Origin of the sequence: Haloarcula sebkhae, from assembly GCF_014647415.1 — an archaeon.
In the GTDB taxonomy this organism is placed as follows: Archaea; Halobacteriota; Halobacteria; order Halobacteriales; family Haloarculaceae; genus Haloarcula; species Haloarcula sebkhae.
In genome coordinates this window covers 816185-839423 of record NZ_BMPD01000001.1, presented here as the reverse complement: position 1 = coordinate 839423, position 23239 = coordinate 816185, and the positions used below count along the sequence as shown (strand labels likewise).

The 23239-nt window shown below is 64.3% G+C and carries 19 protein-coding genes; 6 read left to right on the top strand and 13 right to left on the bottom strand.

Going from position 1 to position 23239, the window contains the following annotated elements:
- Window positions 1-88: 88 nt before the first annotated feature.
- Window positions 89-943 (bottom strand): ribose-phosphate diphosphokinase, encoded by an 855-nt coding sequence (locus IEY38_RS04390; protein WP_188975633.1) that lies wholly within the window; start codon window positions 941-943, stop codon window positions 89-91.
- Window positions 944-1175: 232 nt separating this feature from the next.
- Between IEY38_RS04390 and IEY38_RS04385 the strand changes: the two genes are divergently transcribed.
- Window positions 1176-2285, top strand: coding sequence for a PAS domain-containing response regulator (locus IEY38_RS04385; protein ID WP_188975631.1), 1110 nt, complete (start codon window positions 1176-1178; stop codon window positions 2283-2285).
- A 47-nt stretch (window positions 2286-2332) separates the two neighbouring features.
- Here IEY38_RS04385 and IEY38_RS04380 read toward each other — a convergent pair whose 3' ends face one another.
- On the bottom strand, window positions 2333-3136 hold the full coding sequence (locus IEY38_RS04380; RefSeq protein ID WP_188975630.1) for an HVO_0234 family beta-propeller protein: 804 nt from the start codon (window positions 3134-3136) through the stop codon (window positions 2333-2335).
- 1 nt (window position 3137) lies between these two features.
- Window positions 3138-4475: a glutamate-1-semialdehyde 2,1-aminomutase gene (hemL, locus tag IEY38_RS04375; protein WP_188975628.1), complete on the bottom strand. Its 1338-nt coding sequence runs from the start codon at window positions 4473-4475 to the stop codon at window positions 3138-3140.
- A gap of 276 nt (window positions 4476-4751) precedes the next feature.
- Here hemL and nasA point away from each other — a divergent pair, with 276 nt between their 5' ends.
- The 3 genes from nasA to IEY38_RS04360 all read left to right on the top strand — a co-directional run bounded on the left by nasA (window position 4752) and on the right by IEY38_RS04360 (window position 10678).
- Window positions 4752-6758 (top strand): assimilatory nitrate reductase NasA, encoded by a 2007-nt coding sequence (nasA, locus tag IEY38_RS04370; RefSeq protein ID WP_390182259.1) that lies wholly within the window; start codon window positions 4752-4754, stop codon window positions 6756-6758.
- A gap of 320 nt (window positions 6759-7078) precedes the next feature.
- A complete protein-coding gene (locus tag IEY38_RS04365; protein WP_188975624.1) occupies window positions 7079-8401 on the top strand; it encodes an MFS transporter in 1323 nt (440 codons plus the stop codon).
- A 510-nt stretch (window positions 8402-8911) separates the two neighbouring features.
- Window positions 8912-10678, top strand: a complete 1767-nt coding sequence (locus tag IEY38_RS04360; RefSeq protein ID WP_188975622.1) for a nitrite/sulfite reductase — start codon at window positions 8912-8914, stop codon at window positions 10676-10678.
- A 265-nt stretch (window positions 10679-10943) separates the two neighbouring features.
- Here IEY38_RS04360 and IEY38_RS04355 read toward each other — a convergent pair whose 3' ends face one another.
- The 6 genes from IEY38_RS04355 to IEY38_RS04330 form a co-directional block, all read right to left on the bottom strand.
- Window positions 10944-12299 (bottom strand): substrate-binding protein, encoded by a 1356-nt coding sequence (locus IEY38_RS04355; RefSeq protein ID WP_188975620.1) that lies wholly within the window; start codon window positions 12297-12299, stop codon window positions 10944-10946.
- A gap of 170 nt (window positions 12300-12469) precedes the next feature.
- Window positions 12470-13114, bottom strand: a complete 645-nt coding sequence (locus IEY38_RS04350) for a chemotaxis protein CheC (protein WP_005536887.1) — start codon at window positions 13112-13114, stop codon at window positions 12470-12472.
- 40 nt (window positions 13115-13154) lie between these two features.
- Window positions 13155-14513: a substrate-binding protein gene (locus IEY38_RS04345; protein WP_188975618.1), complete on the bottom strand. Its 1359-nt coding sequence runs from the start codon at window positions 14511-14513 to the stop codon at window positions 13155-13157.
- Window positions 14514-14633: 120 nt separating this feature from the next.
- The gene (gene lrp / locus IEY38_RS04340; protein ID WP_188975616.1) at window positions 14634-15092 is read right to left on the bottom strand and encodes an HTH-type transcriptional regulator Lrp; all 459 of its coding nucleotides are present in this window, start codon (window positions 15090-15092) and stop codon (window positions 14634-14636) included.
- A 9-nt stretch (window positions 15093-15101) separates the two neighbouring features.
- Window positions 15102-15467, bottom strand: coding sequence for a P-II family nitrogen regulator (locus IEY38_RS04335; protein WP_170096649.1), 366 nt, complete (start codon window positions 15465-15467; stop codon window positions 15102-15104).
- Window positions 15460-16788, bottom strand: a complete 1329-nt coding sequence (locus IEY38_RS04330; protein ID WP_188975613.1) for an ammonium transporter — start codon at window positions 16786-16788, stop codon at window positions 15460-15462. The genes IEY38_RS04335 and IEY38_RS04330 overlap by 8 nt, the downstream gene beginning before the upstream one ends.
- Before the next feature lie 465 nt (window positions 16789-17253).
- On the opposite strand from IEY38_RS04330, the gene IEY38_RS04325 reads away from it, so the two are divergent.
- Together IEY38_RS04325 and IEY38_RS04320 are read left to right on the top strand one after the other, a co-directional pair.
- On the top strand, window positions 17254-18864 hold the full coding sequence (locus IEY38_RS04325; RefSeq protein ID WP_188975611.1) for a methyl-accepting chemotaxis protein: 1611 nt from the start codon (window positions 17254-17256) through the stop codon (window positions 18862-18864).
- Window positions 18864-20213 (top strand): ATP-binding protein, encoded by a 1350-nt coding sequence (locus IEY38_RS04320; protein WP_188975609.1) that lies wholly within the window; start codon window positions 18864-18866, stop codon window positions 20211-20213. Before IEY38_RS04325 ends, IEY38_RS04320 begins: the two co-directional genes overlap by 1 nt.
- A 71-nt stretch (window positions 20214-20284) precedes the next feature.
- Here IEY38_RS04320 and IEY38_RS04315 read toward each other — a convergent pair whose 3' ends face one another.
- Genes IEY38_RS04315 through IEY38_RS04300 form a run of 4 tightly spaced genes read right to left on the bottom strand, consistent with a single transcriptional unit; the run spans window position 20285 to window position 23236 of the window.
- The gene (locus IEY38_RS04315; protein ID WP_188975607.1) at window positions 20285-20767 is read right to left on the bottom strand and encodes a DUF7519 family protein; all 483 of its coding nucleotides are present in this window, start codon (window positions 20765-20767) and stop codon (window positions 20285-20287) included.
- Complete coding sequence (locus tag IEY38_RS04310) at window positions 20764-22020, bottom strand: DUF58 domain-containing protein (RefSeq protein ID WP_188975605.1); 1257 nt, start codon at window positions 22018-22020, stop codon at window positions 20764-20766. Before IEY38_RS04310 ends, IEY38_RS04315 begins: the two co-directional genes overlap by 4 nt.
- Window positions 22017-22544 (bottom strand): DUF7269 family protein, encoded by a 528-nt coding sequence (locus IEY38_RS04305; RefSeq protein ID WP_188975603.1) that lies wholly within the window; start codon window positions 22542-22544, stop codon window positions 22017-22019. The genes IEY38_RS04310 and IEY38_RS04305 overlap by 4 nt, the downstream gene beginning before the upstream one ends.
- Window positions 22541-23236 (bottom strand): DUF4129 domain-containing protein, encoded by a 696-nt coding sequence (locus IEY38_RS04300; RefSeq protein ID WP_188975601.1) that lies wholly within the window; start codon window positions 23234-23236, stop codon window positions 22541-22543. Before IEY38_RS04300 ends, IEY38_RS04305 begins: the two co-directional genes overlap by 4 nt.
- Between the last annotated feature and the right edge of the window lie 3 nt (window positions 23237-23239).

The window sequence follows — 23239 nt, the reverse complement described above, 5'->3', positions numbered from 1 at the left end:
CGGCTGACATTTCTTCTCTCGAGATTTGAGCCACCATGTCAGTTGTCCGCTGGCTGCCAGTCGTACAAACAGCGCAGCGCTCCAACGATTACAGGTTCGCCGCGACAACGGGCGCGGCGCTGACCTCGCTGACCGCGCGTTCGAGCGTGTCCGTCCCGTAGACGGCCTCGACGCCGGCGCTGTTCAGTTTCGTCAGGGCGTTGCTGGCGAGCATCGGGTGGACGCAACTGACGAATACACGCTGGGCGTCGCGGTCGTCGAGGACGCCGACGGACTCGCTCATCGTCGATCCGGTGGCGATGATGTCGTCGACAAGCACCACGTCCCGGCCCTTGACCGGCGCGTCGCTGGGGCTGATCTCGATGTCGCCGGTGTCATAGTCCCGGTCCTTCTCGAAGAAGTCCGTCTCGCCCTCGCCGTATGCGTCCCGGACCGTCTCAGCGAGGTTGATTGCGCCTTCGTCGGGCGAGAGAAAGAGCGGGTCGTCGAGCGTGTCCGGCAGCGGGTCTGCGAGGACCCTCGCGGCGTCGACGTTGGTAGCTGGCACCTCGAAGAAGTCGCAGACGGCCGGCTCGTGGGGATTCACGGTCAGCACCCGGTCGGTTCCCGTCGAGATGGCGCGGGCCATCGCCCGCGAGGACACCGGTTCGCCGGGCTTGAACGCCTCGTCCTGGCGGGCGTAACCCATGTACGGGATGACGGTGACGACTTCGCTCGCACCGCTTTCGCGGGCCGCGTCCTGCAACTGGAGCAACTGGAGGTGCGCGTCGCTGTCGACGGTCGACGCGACGACGATCGCCCGCTCGCCGGCGACCGCGTCGGGGACCCGGACGACGTGTTCACCGTCGGGGAACCGTTCGTACTCGACCCGTCCCAGCCGCTCGCCGGTCGCCTCGGCGAGGGTCACCGCGAACGCCTGCGTGTCCGCCCCGGGGATAATCATGTGCGGTGGGTGGCTGTCCGGGCTAAACCTCTTTTCGATTCCCCGACATCGTGGGTGATGCGTACACTCGGCTGGAGTGTTTTGCTACCGTATTGTCACTGGTAAGTAGATCTCTTGCATTCTTTGCGTAAATTATGACTATTCAATATATTTTTATCACTGAATTTAACGTTACCTAATATATTTATCCCCTCTCAGTTCAAATTGCTCGGCATAGTAATCCTACACGATAATGATAATATTGCATGTCGATGACGAGCCTGATTTTGCGGATTTAACCGCCGAGTTCCTCGAAAAAGAGGACGACCGGCTCGAAGTTCTGACGGCGACAAGTGGAGCCGATGCGCTCAAGACGCTTCAACGGGAGGACATCGACTGTATTGTTTCGGATTATGAGATGCCCACAATGGACGGGTTAGAACTTCTTGCGACGGTTCGCGAAGAGTTCCCCGACCTGCCGTTCATCCTTTTTACCGGCAAAGGGAGCGAAGAGATCGCGAGCGAAGCCATTACCGCTGGCGTGACGGAGTACATCCAGAAGGAGAACGGAACTGACCAGTACGCTATTTTGGCAAATCGAATCACGAATCTGATCGAACGGTACCGTGCCGTCCGCACCATCGACCGCAGCTACAGGGCGATGAAGACCGCCAGCGAAGGCATTAGCCTCATTGACCCGGACGGGACGTTTTCGTACGTGAACCCTGCCTTCGCGGATTTATTTGGATACGAGCAGGAGGAGCTGACAGGCGATCACTGGAACGTCCTGTACCACGACAACGAAGCGGACCGGCTGGAAAATGACATTATCCCAGCGGTCAAGAAGAACGAACACTGGTCGGGTGAGACGGTTCGGCTAATGAAGGACGGAGACAGACTTATCACGAAGCATCGTCTGGCTCACGCCGCCGACGGGGTAATCGTGTGTACAGCACGGGATATCACACCGGAGCGGACACAGTTGATGGAAGAGAGCACTCAGTTCGACGTTCTCACCGACGCTATGACCGACCGCGCCTTCTTCACCCTTGACCACGAAGGCTACATTACGCGCTGGAACGACGGTGCTCGACGGTTTACGGGGTACGATGTGGAAGAAATCCTTGGAGCGCATGTTTCGACGCTCTTCGAGGGGTCAGACTCGGCGAATGACCTCACAGAGCAACTCCTCGATACAGCGAAAACCTCGGGGTCTGCCTCCCACGACGGACTACAGATCCGACAGAACGGCACCCACTGCTGGGCAGACATGACGCTCTCTGCGAGTTTTGATGAGTCCGGGGCGCTCCGAGGGTATGGAATTATTTTGAAAGAAACCAACGAACAGCATGTACCGCAGTAAGAAAGCATGATCACCGGTCAACGTAGGGGGTCTACTGTGAAGCCATATCAGGCCACGGCGACACCGACGACGTCGGGGACGCCCAGCGAGCGCTGTCGCCAGCCGCCCTGTCCGTCGGCGGTCGCCTCGGCGGCGGTCGCGACGAGGAAGGTCCCGTTCTCGGTGATGGCGTAAGTGTCGTCGCCGTACGTCACGTCGACGACGCGTTCGGTGGCCGGCAACGAACAGGGCTCCCACGCACCCTTTGCCAGTTCGTACAAGCCGTCCGCCGCGGCAGCGTGGACGCGTTCGCCGTCGCTTGCAACCGCCAGATGGTGGCCCGACCGGACCTCGGTCCACTCGCCGCTCTCGCCTTCGTAGTGGTACAGCCCGCTCTCGGTTGCGGCGTAGTCGCCCGCCACGTCGGCCACGTCCACGAGGCCGAGTCGGTCGAGTGACGGGAGGGCGTACACGCCCTCGGCCGCAGCGAGGCGGTCGCCGTCGATGGCACGGACGTCTGCGACCGCGCCGATATCCCGCCACTCACCGTCGTACCGAGCGACGTGGCCGTCGCCGGCTGCGAGCAGTCCGTCGCCGTCGTAGCCGACCGCGGTGGCCGGCCCGAACCCGGTCGGGACGAAACCGTCGTCGGTCAACACGAGTACGTCCTCGTCGGTGGCGACCGCGACTTCGCCGCTCGCGCCGGCCACGTCACGGGCGTTGCACCGCTCGCTCAGGCTGAACCGGCCGATCTGGCCACCGGCTGTCTCGACGCGGGTGACGCCCAGTCCTGACGCGACGTACGCGTGGGTCTCCGGTCGTTTCGCCCCGTACATCCGCTTCTCGGACAGTGCGATGTCGTCGTCGCTCACCTCATATCGCCTCTTTGTATGCTTCGAGCGCATTCTCTATGTCCTCACCTGTGTGGGCATCACAGATGAACTGTGACTCGAACTGGTTCGCCGTGAGGAACACGCCCTGGTCTTTCATCGCGGGCCAGAACAGCCGCTCCCACCGCTCGGTTTCGGCCTGTGTCACGTCGTGGCCGGTCTTCGGACAGTAGTCGAACCGCGGACAGGACTCCTGTTGCTGGCAGCCAGCCTCGCAGTGGCCGTCGAAGGAATCAGGGCCGTCGCGGGTGAAGATGACCTTGAACATCGAGTCGCGACCGACGACGGTGTATTCGGGAGCCTGATCTTCGAGGATGTCCTGCAGGCCCGCTCGGAGACGCTCGCCGAGGTCGTTGACATGGTCGTATACGTCGTGTTCAGCTGCATACCGTAGCGTCTCCAGGCCGGCCGCCATCGTCACGGGGTGGCCCGAGAACGTCCCGGACTGGAACACGTCGCCGGCGGGTGTAAACTGCTCGATAATCTCGCTTTTGCCGCCGATGGCCCCGACCGGGAAGCCGCCGCCGACGATCTTCCCGAAGGTGGTGATGTCGGGGTCGATGTCGAACGCGCCCTGCGCACACTGCAGACCGCCGATTCGGAAGCCGGTGATGACCTCGTCGAAGATCAGCAGGGAGCCGTGGTCGTCACAGAGTTCCCGGAGTGTGTCGTGGTAGCCTTCGACCGGGTGGACGATGCCGTAGTTCCCGAGGATGGGTTCGGTGAGGACGGCCGCGATATCGTCGCCGTGTTCCTCGAACACTTCGTGGGCGGCTTCTTCGTCGTTGAACGGGACAGTCAGCGTGTGTTCAGCGAAGCTTTCGGGGATGCCGGGGCTGGACGGGGCCGTGTGGTCCCCCTCGCCCTCGACCAGCGTGGACTCCTGTGCGCCGTGGTAGCCGCTCTGCATCACGACGATCTTGTCCCGTCCCGTGTAGCCACGAGCCAGTCGGACCGCCGAGACCGTTGCCTCGGTCCCGCTGTTGACAAACCGGAGCATCTCGACGCTGGGGACGTGCCGGGTGACGAACTCGGCCAGTTCGACCTCGACTTCAGTGGGTGCGCCGTACATCGGCCCCTCGGCGGCGTGTTGCTGGATGGCCGACTGGACCTGTTCGGGCAGACTGTGGCCCAGCAGCAGCGGACCATAGCCCATGACGAAGTCGATGTATCGGTTCCCGTCGGCGTCGATGACGTGCCCGCCGTCCCCCTTGTCGACGAAGAACGGATAGGGCCGCGTCGCTCGCACGGAGGAGTTGACGCCGCCCGACAGCACCGACAGGGCGCGGTCGTACAGCGCTCGTGACTGCTCGTGGTTCATACGCTGCCGTTTGACCGCTGCCAGAAAGAAACTGTTGTTACCTGGCGGTGCAATCGACTTGGTGGACGTACGTCACGGACTTACCGTTGAAATAAGTATTTCGTAAAGAGTCACTGTTATACAGTGTGTGTTCATCTACGTAAGTACGAGAATGCTATCCGAACGTACTGAAATATCATATCACAGTGGACAGACGGGCGTCGGAACGGCGCGTGAGGGGCTGTGAGCGACTGGGTGCCGACGACATGTATGCGGTGTGCGGTGGGCTGTGGGCATATGCATCAGGGCGCTGACGAGGGGTACGGCATCGACGCCGTCCGCGGAGACGCCGCCCACCCGGTCAGCCAGGGACTCGCCTGTGCGCGTGGCCTCCGGGAGAGCAAGGCCCCCGACGGGGAGTGGCTCACCCGGCCGATGGTCCGAAGCGGCGGCGAACTCCGCCAGACCCAGTGGGACGTGGCGCTGGCCCGCGCCGTTGAGGGCCTTCAGGCCGCCCACCAGCAGGACCCCGACTCCGTCGCCGTGCTGGGCAGCGGCCAGCAGACAAACGAGGCCGCCTACGCGCTGGGGAAGGTCGCCCGCGGTGGCTTCGGCACGACGAACTACGACGCCAACACGACGCTGTGCATGGCCAGCGCCGTCACCGCCTACTACCAGGCCTTCGGCAGCGACGCGCCGCCGTGTACGTACGCCGACATCAGCGATGCCGACCGTCACGTCGTCTGGGGGGCGAACCCGGCAGTCGCCCATCCTGTCATGTTCCGCTGGATTCAGCAGTCCGCTGACGAGGACGGCGTCGAAATCATCGTCGTCGACCCCGTCCGCTCCGAGACGGCGGAGAACTCCGACCACCACGTCGCGCCTGCCCCGGGCAAGGATCTCGCGCTGGCTCGGGCTGTCCTCGCCCGAATCGTTGAAACAGGGCGTGTCGATCGCGAGTTCGTCGACGAAGCGACCGACGGGTTCGAGGATTTGCTCGCGACCCTGCCCGACGCTGCCGACGCCGCCGACGAGGCCGGCGTCGAGATGGCCGACGTGGACCTGCTTGCAGACGCGATGGACCAGCGGGCGCTCGTCTACTGGGGCATGGGCATCAATCAGCACGTCCAGGGGACCGAGACCGCCCGGGCGCTCATCGACCTGACGCTGGCGACAGGGAACCTCCGGCCCGGCGGCGGCCCGTTCTCGCTGACCGGCCAGGCCAACTCCATGGGGACCCGTATCTGCTCCTCGAAGGGCTCCTGGCCCGGCCAGCGGGCTTTCGAGGACCCGGACCACCGTCGTACCGTCGCCGACCACTGGGATGTGCCGGTGGACCGCCTCCCCGACGACACCGGTCCCGGTCCGGTCGGGATGCTCGAAGGCGAACCCGAAGCTGTCTGGGCTGTCGCCACCAATCCCGTCGCCGGCATGCCCGAGGCCGAGAGCGTCCGCGAGACACTGGAAGACGCCTTCGTCGTCGTGCAGGACGCCTTCCACACCGAAACGACCGAGATTGCCGACGTGATTCTGCCCGCCGCGACGTGGGGCGAAAGCGACGGGACGACGACGAACATGGAGCGGACCATCTCCCGGGTCCGGTCGGCGACCGACGTACCAAGCGGCGTCAGGCCGGATCTGGACATCATCGCCACCATCAGCTCACGGCTGTTCCCCGGGCTGTTCGGGAGCACATCGCCAGACCCGTCGGCCGTGTTCGACGAGTTCACCGCGCTCACCGAGGGGACGGTCGCCGACTGCTCAGGCATCACCTACGAGCGACTGGACGAGGTTCACGCTGTCCGGTGGCCCTCGCCCGACGAGGAAAGCGCCGGTGGCTACCGCTACTACGACGACGAGTCGTGGTCGTTCCCGACCACCTCCGGCCGCGCGCAGTTCTCGACCGGCCGTCAGGGGTCGCTCCCAGAGCCGACTGACGACGACTACCCGCTGACCCTGACGACCGCCCGCGAGGCCGACGGGTACAACACCGGCGTCCGGTCCCGTGGGGGCGAGGCTGGGCCGCTGGTGGCCCGAACCCACCCCGAAACGGTCGCGGAACACAGCGAACAACTCTCCGACGGGACGCTGACCGTCGAAACGCGCCGCGGCTCCGCGACGGTCGACATCGACCGCGATGAGGGCGTCCCCCGCGGGATGGTGTGGCTCCCGATTCACCATCCGGCGACGAACCGGCTGACGCTTTCGGATCGGGACCCCCAGTCCGACGAGCCGAACTTCAAGCAGTGTGCTGCTCGCCTCGTCGCCCCAGAGGCCGAACTACCGCCGGCCACGGCCGACTGAGCGTCTGTCGGGCGCAGCCCTGACGGGCGACCAACACACAGCTCTCGGAACTCGCTCGAATCACTCCAAATATGTCCAGTTATTCCCTGATCCGCTGGGCGTTCAATGTCCTTAAACAGGGGATATCCGATGATATATTTGCGGTCTATCCACTCAAGCAGACTGGAATAGCCGTTCTGTAAAGGGTTACTGTTATTAAATGGTGGGACTTTCGGACTTCACGTACTGATGTGGTCACACATCCAAAATAAAATCGGATTGGTGGACAAAGACTCGTTAATAATTGTGGATGATGGTCAGTCCGTAACCGAGGTGTCGGCATGGGACTGATCAAGATGACGAAGTACCGGACGCTGCTGCTGGCGACTATCGGGTTCAATTTCTCGTTTCTCATCTGGTTCTCCTTTGCGCCGTTTACCGGTCCGATGGCCGAGGAGTTCGGGCTCACGACTGCAGAGATCGGAATTCTGGCGAGTTCGGCTATCTGGATGGCCCCGTTCGGACGGATGCTCACCGGCTGGCTCTCCGATAAATTCGGTGCGCCGGCCATCTTCGCCATCGTGCTGGCGTACGTCGGCGTGTTCTCGATCGGGAGTGCTTTCGCACAGGACTACTCCGTGTTCTTCGTGTTGCGCCTCATCGTGGCGACGGCCGGCATCACGTTCGTCATCGGCATCCAGCACGTCGCCGAGTGGTTCGAGGAAGAGAACCTCGGCCTCGCGGAGGGCATCTACGCCGGCGTCGGGAACGCCGGTGCCGCCGGTGGCGCATTGATTCTCCCCCGCGTGTTCGGCTCCGACTGGAGCGGCCCGCTGTTCTCGACTAACTGGCGAGCCGCGTTCTTTTACACCGGTATCGTCTCCATCCTCCTCGCAATCGCCTACTACACGCTCGGCGAGGCCGCGAAGACCGAGGCGAAACGTCAGGCGACCAAGGAGGATACCAACTTCAAAGGCTGGCTGCACACGGCCACGCGATACGGCACTGTCGTCCTCGCCGCCGCGTACATCATGTCCTTTGGCCTGGAACTGTCGATGAACGGGTGGCTCGCCACCTACTACCGCGAGGCGTTCAATCAGGACAACCTCGTCATCGCGAGCACCTTCGCGGCGACGTTTTCGATTGCCGCGGGACTGCTCCGGCCGTTCGGCGGCTACGGCAGCGACCTGTTGGCCCGCAAGGAGAAGAACATCCTGCCCTTTTTCGAGGGCCAGTACCGCGAACAGTGGACGTTCCTCGGGCTCTGTTTCATCGTGCTGATGATGTTCGCCATGACGCTGGCCGGCCTTTCCGGGGTGTTACTGAACGCCGTCGTGATCGGCTTCTTGGTGGGCACGGGCTGTGCGTGGGCCGAAGGCGCAATATTCGCGCAGGTACCTGCGATGTTCCCCGACGACTCGGGCTCGGTCGCGGGCGTCGTCGGCGGCGTCGGCACTGTCGGCGGGATCGTCTACCCGCTGTTTTACTCCGCGCCGTGGCTGGCGAACCTTCACATCGGGTACTCCGTGGCTGCCGTTACCATGATTCCGATTGTGTTGCTGTCCGCCTGGGTGTTCCAGCCGGAAATCGCGAAAGTCGCTAACACGGCCGGCTTCGTCGGAAGCACGCAAGAAGGCACCACCGTCGCCTCCGGCGACGACTGACTCCCCTGTCTGTAACTTCGGACGGTCGTGGCCGTCAGATGGCAGCCACGACCGTCGGTTTCTCACGCGGACTCTGTATCGGGGGCTGTGATACGACTCCTGTGGGAATCGGCTTGTCGAACCGCTCGACTGACCCTCGACAGCCGATGTCTCGGGGCGCACAAACGCTGCTCTGGTGCGCGCTGCTGACACCGCAAAACCGCAGCCGCCGTCCCAGCAGCCGAATCACGGTCCCACACCACAACTAGGTCACAGCCCTGTCGTCTGCCGACGTATCACGTCGCCTGCTTGCGATTTTCGCGTCTCGCCGCCCTGCTGTATTACCTCCTTAAACACCTCTCAGACGGTATAATTCTGGACAGCTGTTGTCGAAAGCGATATACCTCTTTATTTCTTTAACGAATAGGGTTATAAGGAATCAACATCAGTATTCAGACGTGAATTAGCGGACGTTCGGATAACTATGAGCGAGAAAATAGCACATCCATTAAGAACTGAGGATGACTGACGATGGCACATAAGAAAGAGGAGTACAAGGCGGAGCTGTATGGTGATGAAGTACGGGAGAAACTAGAGGAGTTTGCCGAGAAGGGGTGGGATTCCATCCCTGAAGACGAGCGCGAGAAGTGGTTCTCGCGGTTCAAATTCTGGGGGGTGTTCCACCACCGCGGCGGGCAGGAGTCGTATTTCATGATGCGGCTGACCAACTGCGGCGGCGTCTTGGAGCCCGACCAGCTCCGGGCCATTGCAGAGGTCGCTCGCGACTACGCGAAGGGACCGGCCGAGAACCCCGAGTTCGGGAACGGCTGGATCGACCTCACGACGCGCCAGTCCATCCAACTCCACTGGCTCAAGCTCGAGGACATCCCGGAGATCTGGGAGAAACTCGAAGCCGTCGGCGTCTCCTCGCGCTCGGCCGGCGGGGACACGATGCGGAACATCTCCGGCTGTCCGGTCGCCGGCAAGGCCGAGGAGTACGTCGCGTCCCGCCCGATTCTCGACGAGATTCAGGAGACCATCCGCGACGACAACGACCTCTCCAATATGCCCCGGAAATTCAACATCTCGGTGACGGGGTGCAAGCAGGGGTGTGCCCAGGACAGCATCAACGACATCGGGCTGGAGCCGGCCCACAAGATCATTGATGGCGAGGAAGTCGAGGGGTTCAACGTCCGTGTCGGTGGCGGCCTCGGCGGCCGCGAACCCCGCGAGGCCCGTCCGCTCGACCTGTTCATTCGGCCCGAACACGCCGTCGAGACGGTCCGGGCGTTCGTCGAGTACTACCACGAGGAAGGCAACCGCCAGAACCGCTCGAAGAACCGCGCGCGCTTTTTCGTCGACGAACACGGCACCGACGCTATCCGGGAGGAACTCGACGGACGGCTGGACTTCGAACTCGAAACCGCCGGCACCGACTTCCGCGGGGCGTACACGTACAACGCTGGCAAGTCGGCCGAACACGGCGCCCACGACCACGTCGGCGTGTACGACCAGAAAGACGACAAGAACTACGTCGGGCTTTCAGTGCCGGTCGGCCGCATCGCCGCCGAGGACGCCATCGAACTCGCGGACCTCGCTGACGCCTACGGCTCCGGCGAGGTGCGACTGACCCGCCGGCAGAACCCGATCATCATGGACGTACCGGACGGGAACCTCTCGAACCTGCTCAACGAGCCGCTGCTGGAGAAGCACTCACCCGAGCCGAACCCGTTCGTCCAGGGCGCGATGGCCTGTACGGGGACGGAGTTCTGCTCGCTGGCACTCACGGAGACGAAAGCGCGCATGGCCCGCCTGCTCCGCTGGCTCGGAGACAACGTTGACGTGCCCGACGACGTGGACCGCATCAAGATGCATTTCTCGGGCTGTACGGCCGACTGCGGGCAGGCGATGACGGCCGACATCGGCTTGCAGGGGATGCGCGCCCGGAAGGACGGCCAGATGGTCGAAGCCGTCGACGTGGGCGTCGGCGGCGGCATCGGCGAGGAGCCGACGTTCATCGAGTGGGTCCGCCAGCGCGTCCCCGCCGACGAGGTACCGGGCATGATCGCCAATATCGTCGAGGCCTACGCCGCGTTGCGCTCCGAGGGCCAGACGTTCCGGGAGTGGGTCGATGCCACCGGCCACGAGACCATCGTCGAACTGGCCGAACCCCACGAGGTCGAGGGGTACACCGACCCGTGCTTGGCCGACGGCAAGCAGTCGTGGTATCCCTTCGACGACGGCGACAGCCCAGCCCCGACCGACGCCGAGGGCCAGCCGATTTCGGCGGATGACTGACCATGGCTGAGACAGACCGTCAGACCGGCCACGGCGGGGATGACTCGTCGGAATCCGCGGTTGCGGGGGTGGCATACGACGCGGCACCGGAGCTACTGGAGTAACGCGGCCCCGGCTCCGAACAGCCGGATGCGGCGACGTGATGCGCCTCTCTCAGGGCGTGTCCGTCTGCCTCTGACAGACGGGGACTGCTCGTGTCCATGTCCCCGCTCGGTTCTCTGTTTGCTGTATTTTTCGGGTGTATAGTTGTCGCCGAGCTCCGGCTCTAGTCCCCGTAGTCTCCGAGTTCGCACTCGGCGGCCGGGCCGCCGTCACAGTCGTACCCGACCGCTTTCGTGACACTGAGCAGGTCGTAGAACCGACCGAGGGACTGCTCGGACTCGGGAAGCCCTTCGACCACCGGCACGCCACGCTGGGCCTGATGGTCACAGCGCCGCATCGTCTGGCTGCCCAGCCCAACCGAGTATTCGTGGTCTTCCAGCGCTCGGATAACCGCCGGCGGGTAGAACGTGCCGGCGCGCTCGACAGCCGCGGCGTACTGGAGCGTCTGTGCGTAGGCCAGATGGGCTACGCCGGAGGGCCGCTGTGCGTTCCCGTACTCGGCGGTGAAGGCGTTCTTGAACTCGTTCGAGAGGTCGGACGAGGCGCTGGTGTCCCATGCAACCGTCCCGACGACACCGTCGAGCGCCGTTGAGGCGTTCTGTGCCACGATGCGGTTGTACAGCGGCACCACAATCCCCACCTCGTCAGGGAGAATTTCCTGCGCCGTTGTCAGTGAGTTCGCGGCGTCGAGTCCGTAGTGGTCGAGGAAGACGACCTCCGCACCGGCGTCCCTGGCCTGTTTGAGTGGCTCCTCGTAGTCCGTCGTCCCGAGACGCGTCGGGATGCTCGTGAGTTCGACCCAGCCACTCGACGTGAAGAAGTCACGGATCGACGATTCCATCGTTTGCCCCCAGTTGTAGTCCGCGTAGATCTGGACGTACTGAGCCTCCCGGCCGAACCGTTCTTTGAGCACCGGAATCAGCGCCTGTGCGGTCATGTACGCGTTGAACATCTCCCGGAAGCTGTACCGGACACAGTCCGTTCCCGTCGTATCGTTCGAGTGGGTCAGACAGCACATGTACGGGACCTTCTGGGCCTGTGCGACCTCCTGCTGAGCGATGGCGACGGAACTGGACGAGCCGCCGGAGAACATGACGACGTCGTCCTGCTTGATCATCTCCTCGGCGTTGTCCGTCGCGACATCCGGCTTCGTCTCCGTGTCTGCAGTGACGTACTCGACAGTCTTTCCGAGTACGCCGTCGCCGCTGAGTACGTCAAAGGAGCCCTGGCCGACCCAGCCACCGCCCTCGTTGAGATGTTTGACGGCGAGCTCATATCCCCGAAGTTCGTCGCGCCCTTCGGCAGCGTAGGTCCCGGATTGTGGCACGTTGAAGCCGAGCGTAACCGCGTCGCCGCCGACCGGATAGTTCCCGAGCGGTGGGTGTTCCGGTGTGTTTTCGGCCCTCGAATTCCCGCCCTGGCACCCCGCCAGCCCGGCGAGCCCCGCGGTACCGACCCCACCGGCAAGCTGTAGTAGCGACCGCCTGTCAACTGCCACGCCCCCTCTTTCCAATCCCATACCGCTTCTTTTGATGGTAAATATATATAATACTTTTTCAAGTATAATAGGAGCTAATTGGAACAGACTATGACAGTAGCTGGTAATAACGAGCCTCTGATCGGTTTCTCGGCGATTACAGCACCGCTGGCCGTACGATAGAACGAGATAGCAGAGACAGCGTATCGCTGTCAGTCAAGAATGTCGCTGGCTTCGGTGTCTACCGCTACGTCGGTGTCGAGGTCGATATCCTGAATAAGCGCGACGAGATCCTCCAGTTCGGGGAACGTGTACACGGTCATCCCGAGGTCGCCGTCGTCGACGGTGATACGCGAGTCGACGACGAACACCAGATCCGAGTCCGGCCAGCCGCCCATCTCGTCGATGATACCGTCAGCCGGCCCGAACACGAAGTTCGGGGTCCCCATATCGATGGTCGTCTCCAGCACGTTGGCCCACCCGTCGATAAACGCGGAGGTCATGATGTTACCGATCTCCTGCATCGCCGACCGTTCCATGTCGGAGAACCCTTCACCCTCGCTCGGTTCGCCCATCCCGCCCATCATCGCGCTGGCCATCTGCTTGCTGTCCTCTGGTTCGAGCAGGAACAGGACGTAGCCGTAGGGCGGTTCGTTCAGTTCGACGTAGATGCCGACGCCCTTGTCGTCGCCGATGTGTGTCTTGACGTCCTCGATGTCGAGAAAATTGATCTGTGAGGTCCGAACTGTCGCGTCGAGCCCGGTCAACTGACCGAGGTTCTCCGCGACTGTCCCGGACCCCTCCTTCGCCATCTGGTTGAAAAGGTCCAGCTTCCGCACGTCGACTTTCAAGCCCATATCTTCTGGAGCGGCGCAAGCGGCTTAACGCCACCGCCGTTCAACTGTCGGCCGTCTCGGGTTCGTACGGTCCCAGGTCGGTACACTCGCTTGCCGGATACTCCTCGCAGCCGTACGCGATGTCAGTCGAAATCTGGATGACGTCGAGTACCTCGGGGCCCTGACTGGATCCTTCGACGACGGGAACGGGTCCCATAGACTGGTGATCGCATGCCCGTAACGTCGCCTCGCCGCGTCCAGCCCGGTACGTGGTGCCTTCGAGTTCACGGATGACGGCCGGCGGTTCGAACGTCCCGGCCCGCTCGACAGCCGCGGCGTACTGGAGCGTCTGCGCGTAGGCCAGTCGGGCCTGGTCCGATGGGACCCGGACCTCGTCGGCGGCATACGCCGCATCGAACGCTTCGGTAAACGCCGTTGAAAGCGGTGTATCGATGCTGTAATCCCACGAAATGGTACCGACGATTCCGGCCATGTCAGCGCCGACATCGCGGGCCAGTTGCCGACTCACGATCGGCATGACGATGTCCATCTCTTCCGGGACTATGTCCGTCGCTTGGTTCAGCGCGGTGACTGCGTCACGCCCGCGGTAGGACAACACGATGGCGTCGACGTCAGCGTCCACGGCCTCCCCCAATTGCGGCCTGAAGTTCTCCGTTCCGACCCGCGTCTTCGTCGCGCCCATCTCGCTCCAGTTCTCCGACTGGAACCGGCGCTTGAACTGCTCGGACTGCGTGAAGCCGAAATCGGAACTGGCGTGCAACTGGTAGAACTCCGTTCGTCCTTCGAACCGCTCGGTCAACACCGGGACCAGCGCGTTGGCAGCCATCCGACCGTTGTGCATCTCCTGAAATCCGTATCGAGAGCAGTCGATCCCCGTGACGTTCGTCCCCGGAGCGAACCCGAGCATATGGACCACGCCGCGGGTCGGACAGTACTTGAGTAACTCCCGGGCTGTGTTTGTCGACCCGCCACCGGCGATCATCACGGCCCCGTCCTGTTCGACCAGCGTCTCCGCCACGTCCCGGGCCGTTTCCGAACTGGACTCCGTGTCAGCTATGACGCTCTCGACCGTCCGGCCGAGAATGCCGTCCCCGGACAGCGCCTGCCACGCGTCGGTGTCGACCCAGCCACCGCCCTCGTTAAGGTGGTCGATGGCCAGTTCGAATCCACGCTGTTGGCCGGTACCAAGTGGCGAGAACGATCCCGATTGCGGGATCGTGAGGCCAAGCGTCACTTGGTCGTCGTCGACCGGTTGATTCGCGTACCCTGTCGCATTGCTTGTCGGTGTCGCGGCACGGTTGCTCCCGCCACAGCCGGCGAGTCCGGCGAGCGAACTCGCTCCGACGGCTGCGAGTAGCTCCCGTCGCGTCACTGTCGACCCCCGAGCATCCCAATCCATGATGAAAAATATATTATTACTGCTGTAATTAAGCCTTGCTTCATCGCTCAATAGGTCTCCAAACCGAGACGAGACGCTACTCACTGCTGTGATTGCCAGTCGGAAAAACAGACGCCGTCCTCAGGTGTCAGCTCCGTCGACCGGGAACTGCTCGTGTTCGCACACCGTATTCAGTACGACTGACGTTGAGGCGGATCGGATATCCTCGTCGGTCAGCAGCGTCTTTATCCGCTCGTTCATCGACTTCGTGTCGGTGAACTTCCCGACGGCCACGATGTCGTGGTCGCCAGTCACTTCGTAAACTGCGACCATTTCGCGTCGATCACGTAACTGGTCCACCACCCGTCCGAGCCCGTCGCCCTCGACGGAGAGCTGGAACACAGCGGTCACGTCGTAGCCCAGCGCCCCGTAATCGATGTCGACGGTGTATTCGTCGATCACACCGGTCGCCTCCAGGTCGTCTATCCGGCGCGACACCGTGGTCGCCGCGATACCGGTCGCGGCGGCGACGTCACGGGCGCTGGCCCGGCCGTCCTGGAGCAGTGCGTTCACTACCTGTCTGTCGGTATCATCGACCATTTCGTCGGCTCAGACTGCCTCTGGGCCTTCTTTGCCGGTTCGGACCTGATAGGCGTTGTCCACGGGGAGGACGAATATCTTGCCGTCACCTTTCTCGCCGGTGTGGGCACCGTCGGCGATGGCGTCGACGACATCCGCTGCGGGGATGTCCGCGACCACTGTCTCGACTTTGACCTTCTGGTGCAGGTCGACGACGTACTCCTCGCCGCGCCACTGCCCCTTCTTTGCGGGCTGTGAGCCGCGGCCGGAGACGTTCGTCACCGTCAGCGAGGGTGCGCCGACCTCAGCCAGCGCCTTCTTCACGTCGCCGAGTTTGTCCGGTCGAACCATTGCGACCACCATCTTGATTTCAGAGTCATCATTTTCGTCAGTCATCCTTGGAACCTCCGTCGGTACGCATGTTCGTACTCATTTTACCACCATCGGCGACAACGCTTTCGCCGCCACCGAACTCGGGGTAGGTCTCGACGCCGTGTTCGCTGACATCCAGCCCTTCCTGCTCGTGCTCGGGCGTGACCCGGGCCTGACCGGCCAGTTTGAGCGCGTACCAGACGACCCCGGTTGCGACAATCGTCCAGCCCGCGATGGCGACGACGCCGATCAGCTGTGCGATGAAGGCGTTAGCGACCGACCCGACCGTGCCGGGCGTGGCGACAAACGGGAACAGCAGCGTGCCGAGCACACCGGCGCTACCGTGGACCGGGAAGACGGCACAGACGTCGTCGATTTTCATCCGGTTCTCGATGAAGCTGAACACGACCGGCAGCTGTCCGCCTGCGAGAGCACCGACGATGATTGCGCCCCACCACGTCGTGGTGTCGGGGATCGCCGTGATACCGACCAGCCCGGCCAGCAGCCCGTTTGCCACGTACAGGGTGTCGACCTTGCCGGTCTTCAGCCAGGCGACCAGTCCGGCACCCATCGCACCACAGGCCATCGCGATAGTCGTCGTCATCGCGACACGGCCGACCGTCGCGAACGCGCCGAGGGCAAGCGATCCGTCCTCGACGACGAAGACAGTCGCCGCCGTGCCGACGTTGAAGCCGTACCAGCCGAACGCGAGGATGAGCGTTCCCAGAACGGCAAAGGTCAGGGAGTGGCCGGGAATGACGTTCGCGGAGCCGTCCTCGTTGTACCGACCCATGCGTGGGCCGAGGACGTACGCCGCCGTGAGGCCCGCGATGCCGCCCATCCCGTGGACGATCATCCCGCCGGCGAAGTCGTGGAACGCCTCGCCGCCGAAGCTGATGTACGCGCCGGCCCACGTGATGCCAGTGACGACGGGGTAGATGACCGCCGCCAGCAGGAACGTGTACGTGATGTACGCGCGGAGCTTGGCTCGTCCGGCGACCGCACCGGAGACGATGGTCGCTGCCGTCATCGCGAAGACGGCACCGAACAGCCAGCCGACGTAGTCGTTTGCGGCCCCGGCACCGAAGGCGGGCGAGAAGCCGCTGCCGCCGACCAGCGCACTGATTCCTGAGCCGATCAGGAAGAACACCGTCACACCGACCGACCAGGTCAGGAGGTTCTTGGTCAGCTGGTTCGCGACGTTCTTCGAGCGCACCTGGCCCGCCTCAAGCATGGCGAAGCCCGCGTGCATGAAGAAGATCAGGAACGATACCACCAGGACCCACAGCAGGTTAACCCCCTCTGCGAGTACGGTCGGATCTACTTGTAGTGCAGTGTAGCTCATTTTCTAGTTCACCTGTTTCGTTTTGTTATCGACTGCCGTCTGCATGTCCAACTTTCCCCCATTCTGGCTCAACTTCTTCAACTCTTTCACGAGAAAGGCTCTGGTAACAGCACTACATAAGGTTTGCCTTTATGAATACGGAAATTAGAGGGGATGTGGTAGACGACCGTCCAGATTAGGGTATGATATTATGGATATAAGGTTGTTCTCCGTAAAGAAAGTCCGTATATGCACACTGGAATTTTGGACGTTTGTCGACCCCAGTTCCGGCCACAGGGGGCCAAATAGGCCGTTTTTGCTTGCGCGCGCTCTCGGCTGGCGGGTGTTGCCAGCGACAACAGGGTTATACCTCACGACCACAGATTCGGATTTAGTATAAATGTCCGGAAAACAGTGGGGAGACGTGGCACAATGTGCCGATAAACTGTACAAGTCGATTATACTTCGGAGGGTTCATAGCTGATTATGGCTTCGGACCATTATCCCTCCGTTCCGGACCAGTCGACGGCCGTGACAGAAGAACGCGCAGTCGCGAACGCACAGGGCGCACTCGATGTCGTTCAGGCGGCGTCGGTGACCGTCGGCGAGCAGCTTGCGGCGATTGACGACCGTGCAACGGCACAGGCAACCGACGCACAGTGGATCGCCGACGAGGTGTCGTCGCTTTCAGCCACAATCGAGGAGATCGCTGCGACCGCAACCGAGGTCAGCGAGCAGAGCCAGCGGGCGACGGACGCGGCAAACGACGGGCGGGAAGCGGCGGCTGACGCCATCGAGTCGATGGACGAGGTCCGCGAACTGGGCCAGGCAGTCGCTACGGAGGTGGCCGCCCTGCAGGACCAGGTCGACCGTATCGCCGATGCGCTGGCCGGCATCGACCACATCGCTGACCAGACGAATATGCTCGCCCTGAACGCCTCGATAGAGGCGGCGCGGGCGGGCGACACCGCTGATACGGACGGGTTTGCCGTCGTTGCAGACGAAATCAAGGGGCTCGCCGAGGAGTCCCAGCAGCAAGCTGAGGAGATCGAAACGACGCTGGCTGCGGTTCGGGACGCCACCAACGACACCGTTGCCCAGCTCGACGAAGCTATCGACGGTATCGACACCGGAGCCGAGCAGGTCACCACGGCAATGGCGCGGCTCGACGACGTGGCCGACACTGTCGCGGAAACGGCCGACGGCATCGCGTCCGTCTCGGCGGCGACCGACGAGCAGGCGACGACGAGCGAAGCGGTCGCCCAGCGGTGTGAGACGGTGTCAGACCGCGCCGCTGCTATCGAAGACGACCTCTCCGAGATACGTGCCGCCCGCTCCGAACAGACTGCGATGCTGGACGAGATCGACGACGTGCTCGCCGCTGCCGAGGCCGACCGGCAGGAACGACTAGCGGACGCGCCGACGGTCCCGACCGGCATCGACGGCCTCGACGACCTCTGTGGCGGTGGCCTCGTCATGGGCGGTCAGGCTGTCTTCCGATACGCTGACGGGACCCAGGTCGACGGGGTCGTTGCGCAACTGTGCGCGACGGCTGTCGCCGCCGGACGGGCGGTGTCGCTGACGCCGCCGCCGTCACTGGACCGGTCGACGCTGGCCGCCGCGTTCGCGGCGACCGACCACTCGCTCGAAGACGCGCTCGACGACGACGCCCTGTTCATCCTCGACATGTTCGGGCACTGGGACGCCAGATACAACGTGTTCGACCTCGAACGGACCTCGCTCGCCACCGCCAACGAGACGACGGCGAACAGACGGGACGCCCCGCTGGTCATCGTGGGCAACATTCAGGGAGAGATACGGATGATGGGCGAACAGGCCGCCAGAGAAGCCCGGTACGAGAACGACGACGGCGTCTTCGAACCCCACGACACCGTGGTCAACGTCATCGACGACGACGCGGTCCCGGCCACGCTTGCGGCGTTCTACTCGGGTGCTGCCGATCAGGAACTCACGCTGACACAGACTGACGGCCGCGAGTACCTGACGCTCACGGCCTCGCCGCGTGGCACTGTGGGGACGAAACAGTCGGTTTCACGGCTGTCGAGCCCACCGTTCCTCCGGCTCAGAGACAACTGATGTTCGGTATCGACGACACCGGTCGGATCACGTTTGCGACGGAGGAGTTCGCTGCACTGCTCGACCGAACACCTGCCGAACTTGTCGGCACACCCGTCGACACGCTGGTGGCAGCCGAGGATCGCGAGACACTGGCCGAAGCCAGACAGGCCGTCAGCAGTGCTTCAGACCGGCTGACACGGACCTGCCGGGTCACACTGCGCCAGAGCGACCGCTCTCGCCCGGTTACGATTGAACTCACGACCGCAGACGACGGGTCCGTGGTCGGCTCGCGCTGCCGAACGGCCGAAACGGCCGACCCGTTTCAGCACCTGTTCGACCTCATCCAGGACGCGGTCGTCGGCTTCGAAATCGTCAATTTCGTCCCGATTGTGCGAACGGTCAACCCCGCGTTCGTCGAGACGTTCGGGTACGACCGGGACGAGATCGTCGGTGAACCGCTCAACGAGTACATCGTTCCCGGCGACCGCGTCGAAGAGGCAGTCAACTACGACGAGCGAACGGCCGCCGGGGAAGTCAACTACGCCGTCGTCTCCCGGAAAACAGCCGACGGCTGCCGCGAGTTCATCTATCGCGGCGTCCCGTACGATACGGCCGACGGCCGCCGCTGTGGGTTCGCAATGTACACGGATGTGACGGACAGCCGGCGACAAAAGCGACGGCTCCGCGTTCTCCACCGGGTCCTGCGGCACAACCTTCGGAACGAGCTTTCTGTCGTGTTCGGAACGTCCGAATACGTCCGTGCCCACGCAGCCGACTCGTCCGTCTCGCTGGCCGCGTCCCGCGCCCTCGACGCGGCTGACCGCCTCGCCGCCGTCAGCGAGAAGGCCCGGAGCGTCGAAACCGCGCTCGACGGGGACGCCGACCAGTCGGTCGACGCGGCGGCACTGGCCCGGTCTGTGGCCGACAGTTACCGTCCCGACACGCCGGTCGAAACGGCACTTCCGAGTACACTCCCTGTCACCGGCGGGACGGCGGTCTACGACGCCATCGACAATCTCGTCGAGAACGCAGTCGAACACACACTGCCGGGTACGGCCGTCCGAATCACAGCCGAACAGGCCAACGGCGACGCGTTCGTCCGTGTTCTCGATGACGGCCCCGGTATTCCCGCCGCTGAGCGAGCCGTCGTGTTCGAGGACGCGGACATCACGAACCTCCAGCACGGGAGCGGCCTCGGTATCTGGCTCGCCCGGTGGGTTGCCGAGACCGCTGGCGGCGGCATCGAGTACGACCGGACCGACGGATGGACGACCGTCTCGCTCCGGTTCCCACTGTCCGACGCCGATACCGAGGACGTGCTTACGGTGCTCGATGCCCCGGAATCCGCGGCCGAGCCGACGCGGTAGTCGCTGCGGTGGTCCCGGAAGTAGCCTGTCCCAGTAGCCACAGCCGGCCGAGGCCGACACAGCCCGGGACGTTATCGCCTGAGCGCCGCGGTGAGTGCGATTGCGCCCAGCACGACGCTTGCCAGCGCCAGCGGCGACAGCGGTGGCACGTCAATCTGGAAGAGCAGCGTCGTCACCACGACGCTCCCCCCGACTAGCCCCGTCGTCCCCGCGACGTGGGTGAGTTCGACGGGCGTCCCGGGTGCTGTTCCGAGGTCCGCGTACAGGTCGATAGCTGCATGGGCAAACGTCCAGGCCAGCACCGTTGCGCCGCCGGAGACCAGTACCGTCGTCGTAGTTGCCCCCTGAAGGGCGGCCACCAGCAGCGCCAGAAACAGCGACGCGCTGGCGAGGTCGACCAGCCGGCCGGACTGAATCAGTTGCCCGCCAGCAAGCAGGACGACGCCGACGAGGGCGGCGGCAGTCGAGACGGCGCTGATACCGGCGACGAACAGCGTCACGACGCCCGCCGCCAGCGCCGCACCGCCGCAGACGGCTCCAGTTCGCGTAATCATTGGCCACCCCGCTGGACCCGTTCGGTGACTCGTTCCAGCGGCTCCGCTGCGGGCCAGTCGTGGACGGCGATGCCGGCGGCTCGTAGCCGACGGAGCCGTTCGCGGCGTTCGAGCCGCGCCAGCCGGTGGCCCGCCGTATCCGTCGCAGTCGGGTCGGGGCTCAGGACCGTCACCGGGTGGCCGGTGGCGGCGAGTCGGCGGACCAGCGCCTCGCTGTCGTCGTCGCATAGCGGGCCGAGAAAGACAATGTTCGCCGCCGTCGGCAACTGCGCGATGAGCTTCGTCGTATCCGGTGTTCGGGTGACTGATGTCGCGGCGAACGCACGGTCGGTCCTGAGCAGGTCGCGGGCCTGTTGCTGGTGGGCAGCGCTCGTGCCCGGTGCGAGCCATGCTCCGTGTGGCGAATACGCTGTGACGCCGACCTCGTGGCCATCCTCAGGGAGCCCCTCGACGAGCGCGACGGCGGCCATCGTGGACCGCTCGATTGCCGTCTCGGCGTCCGGACGCGGCGCGAGTGCGGCGGCCGATCTGGCGTCGACGACGACTACGACCGTCGCCGACTGTTCGCGGCGGAACTCGACGGTTCGCAGGTCGCCGGTGCGGGCGTACTGGTTCCAGTCGACGCGCGAGAGCGGGTCGTTCGAGCGGTGCTCCCTGACCGCGTAGAAGGAAACTCCCTCGCCACCCTCATCGACGGGCACCGTCCCGGGCCGGCGAGCCACCGCTGGGACCAGCGGCAATAGCGCTGAACTGGCCGGCTGCTCCCAAGTGACGGTGTCAGGTTCGGCCGTGACGGACGTGCGTCGGGCGACGACGCCGACCACGTCCCTGACGACGACCGTCGCCGGGTCGAACACGCAGCGGTCCGTTCCGCCGGTAATCTCGTAGGTGATCGTCGTCGACGCGCCGGGGCGCAGCGCCGTCCCCAGCGACGCCGACCCCTCGACGACACGGACGGAATCCGGGACGCCGTCGGCGAGCCGCAGGTCCGGAATCGTCCGCGACCCGTCGTTGCGGACCGTGAGCGCGACAGTCACTCGCTCACCGAGCGCTGGCTCGGTCGGTGTGATCGACCGCTGTATCGACACGTCCGCCGCCGGTGGGACGGCGACCCGATCGTACGCGCTCAGCGTGACCCCGAGCCCGCCCAGCAACACGAGCGCGGGGACCTGCCCCACGAGCCCGACGCCGACGGCGACCAGCGCGGCCCCGGCCAGTCCGAACCAGCGGCCGGTGCGATGGACCTCGCTCATCGCTCCTCGTCGCGCTGCCGGAGTTCGGCCGTCGCGTGGGCGACACGCTGCTGGAACGGGCGGACGCCCGAGAGCCACCCGGACAGCCGCGCACGGAGGGAAATCGGCGTCCCGTCGAACAGCTCCCGGGCCGGCTCCCTGTCCGTCCATGCGCCGGACCGGAGCGCATCCGTTGCCTCCTCCGGCGAGAGGCCGCCACGCTGGAGGACGGTGACCGCGACCCCCTCGACACGTTGTCGGATAGCTTCCTGTCCAGCCCCAGCAGCAAGCGCTTGGTCGATGTCGTCGCCGGGGACGGTGACGTACTGGCTGTCAGTGTCCGGCAGCGCCATCCCGCGTTCGCTGTCGAGAGAGCGAACGAGGAGCGCCAGCAGCGCGACACCGCCGGCGAAGACGGCGGCGGCGAGTATCGGGAGGTCCGAGACAGCGCCGGCCGGCAACAGCGGCGCACCGAGAGCGGCGAGGCCGACGCCGACGGCTGTCGCGACGAGACCGAGCGCCAGCGGAACCCGACGCAGTGTCACGTCTCGGCCTCCGTTCCGGACTCGTCGCCCACATCGTCGGGATTCGCTGCGATGTCGTCCGCGTCATCGGTCGCCCGTTCCAGCGCCTCGCGGGCCTGTGATTCCAGATCTGCGTCCGGCTGGTCACGGCCGTAGCGGACCCGCTCGAACACCGACCGTAGCGAGGCGACGGCGTCGGGGTCGGCCCCGACTCCCGTTGCTGCTGTCTCGATGTCCTGTGGCGTGGAGGAACTGCGGTCCGGGGCTACTGCGTGTTCGAGGGCGGCCCACGCGCGGTACACGTCGTTTGTGAGCGGGATATCGATCTCGGCAGCGCTATGCGACGGGCTGCTGGCGGACTCCGCCGTTGCGACGGCCGGCGTCTCGCCGCCTGTTTCGTCGATCGTCCGGCTCTGGCCGGCCAGTCGCCACAGAACCGCGAGCCCGACCGCGAGGCCGACGGCGAGCGCACCGACTGCCGGGGCGGGGACACTCGGCAGCAACGCGCGGGCACCGTTCTCGCTCTCGGGCGGATCGATGCTACCTGGCGGGTCGCTGAGGCCCTGTCCGTCGGGGTTGTCTATCTCGCTGTCGTCCCGGGTCATTTCCGCCTGATCGGACCCGGTGGCAGCGTCGAGGCTCGCGGCGCCGACGCTGAACGACAGCAGCGCAATCGCGGCGACAACCGCCACGAGGAGGGACTGTCGCTGCATACA

Bases quoted from the DNA above. Each gene is read 5' to 3' on its own strand.
- IEY38_RS04390 (WP_188975633.1), bottom strand. From the start codon at position 943: ATGATTATCCCCGGGGCGGACACGCAGGCGTTCGCGGTGACCCTCGCC.
- IEY38_RS04385 (WP_188975631.1), top strand. From the start codon at position 1,176: ATGATAATATTGCATGTCGATGACGAGCCTGATTTTGCGGATTTAACC.
- hemL (WP_188975628.1), bottom strand. From the start codon at position 4,475: ATGAACCACGAGCAGTCACGAGCGCTGTACGACCGCGCCCTGTCGGTG.
- nasA (WP_390182259.1), top strand. From the start codon at position 4,752: ATGCATCAGGGCGCTGACGAGGGGTACGGCATCGACGCCGTCCGCGGA.
- IEY38_RS04365 (WP_188975624.1), top strand. From the start codon at position 7,079: ATGGGACTGATCAAGATGACGAAGTACCGGACGCTGCTGCTGGCGACT.
- IEY38_RS04360 (WP_188975622.1), top strand. From the start codon at position 8,912: ATGGCACATAAGAAAGAGGAGTACAAGGCGGAGCTGTATGGTGATGAA.
- IEY38_RS04355 (WP_188975620.1), bottom strand. From the start codon at position 12,299: ATGGGATTGGAAAGAGGGGGCGTGGCAGTTGACAGGCGGTCGCTACTA.
- IEY38_RS04350 (WP_005536887.1), bottom strand. From the start codon at position 13,114: ATGGGCTTGAAAGTCGACGTGCGGAAGCTGGACCTTTTCAACCAGATG.
- IEY38_RS04345 (WP_188975618.1), bottom strand. From the start codon at position 14,513: ATGGATTGGGATGCTCGGGGGTCGACAGTGACGCGACGGGAGCTACTC.
- lrp (WP_188975616.1), bottom strand. From the start codon at position 15,092: ATGGTCGATGATACCGACAGACAGGTAGTGAACGCACTGCTCCAGGAC.
- IEY38_RS04335 (WP_170096649.1), bottom strand. From the start codon at position 15,467: ATGACTGACGAAAATGATGACTCTGAAATCAAGATGGTGGTCGCAATG.
- IEY38_RS04330 (WP_188975613.1), bottom strand. From the start codon at position 16,788: ATGAGCTACACTGCACTACAAGTAGATCCGACCGTACTCGCAGAGGGG.
- IEY38_RS04325 (WP_188975611.1), top strand. From the start codon at position 17,254: ATGGCTTCGGACCATTATCCCTCCGTTCCGGACCAGTCGACGGCCGTG.
- IEY38_RS04320 (WP_188975609.1), top strand. From the start codon at position 18,864: ATGTTCGGTATCGACGACACCGGTCGGATCACGTTTGCGACGGAGGAG.
- IEY38_RS04315 (WP_188975607.1), bottom strand. From the start codon at position 20,767: ATGATTACGCGAACTGGAGCCGTCTGCGGCGGTGCGGCGCTGGCGGCG.
- IEY38_RS04310 (WP_188975605.1), bottom strand. From the start codon at position 22,020: ATGAGCGAGGTCCATCGCACCGGCCGCTGGTTCGGACTGGCCGGGGCC.
- IEY38_RS04300 (WP_188975601.1), bottom strand. From the start codon at position 23,236: ATGCAGCGACAGTCCCTCCTCGTGGCGGTTGTCGCCGCGATTGCGCTG.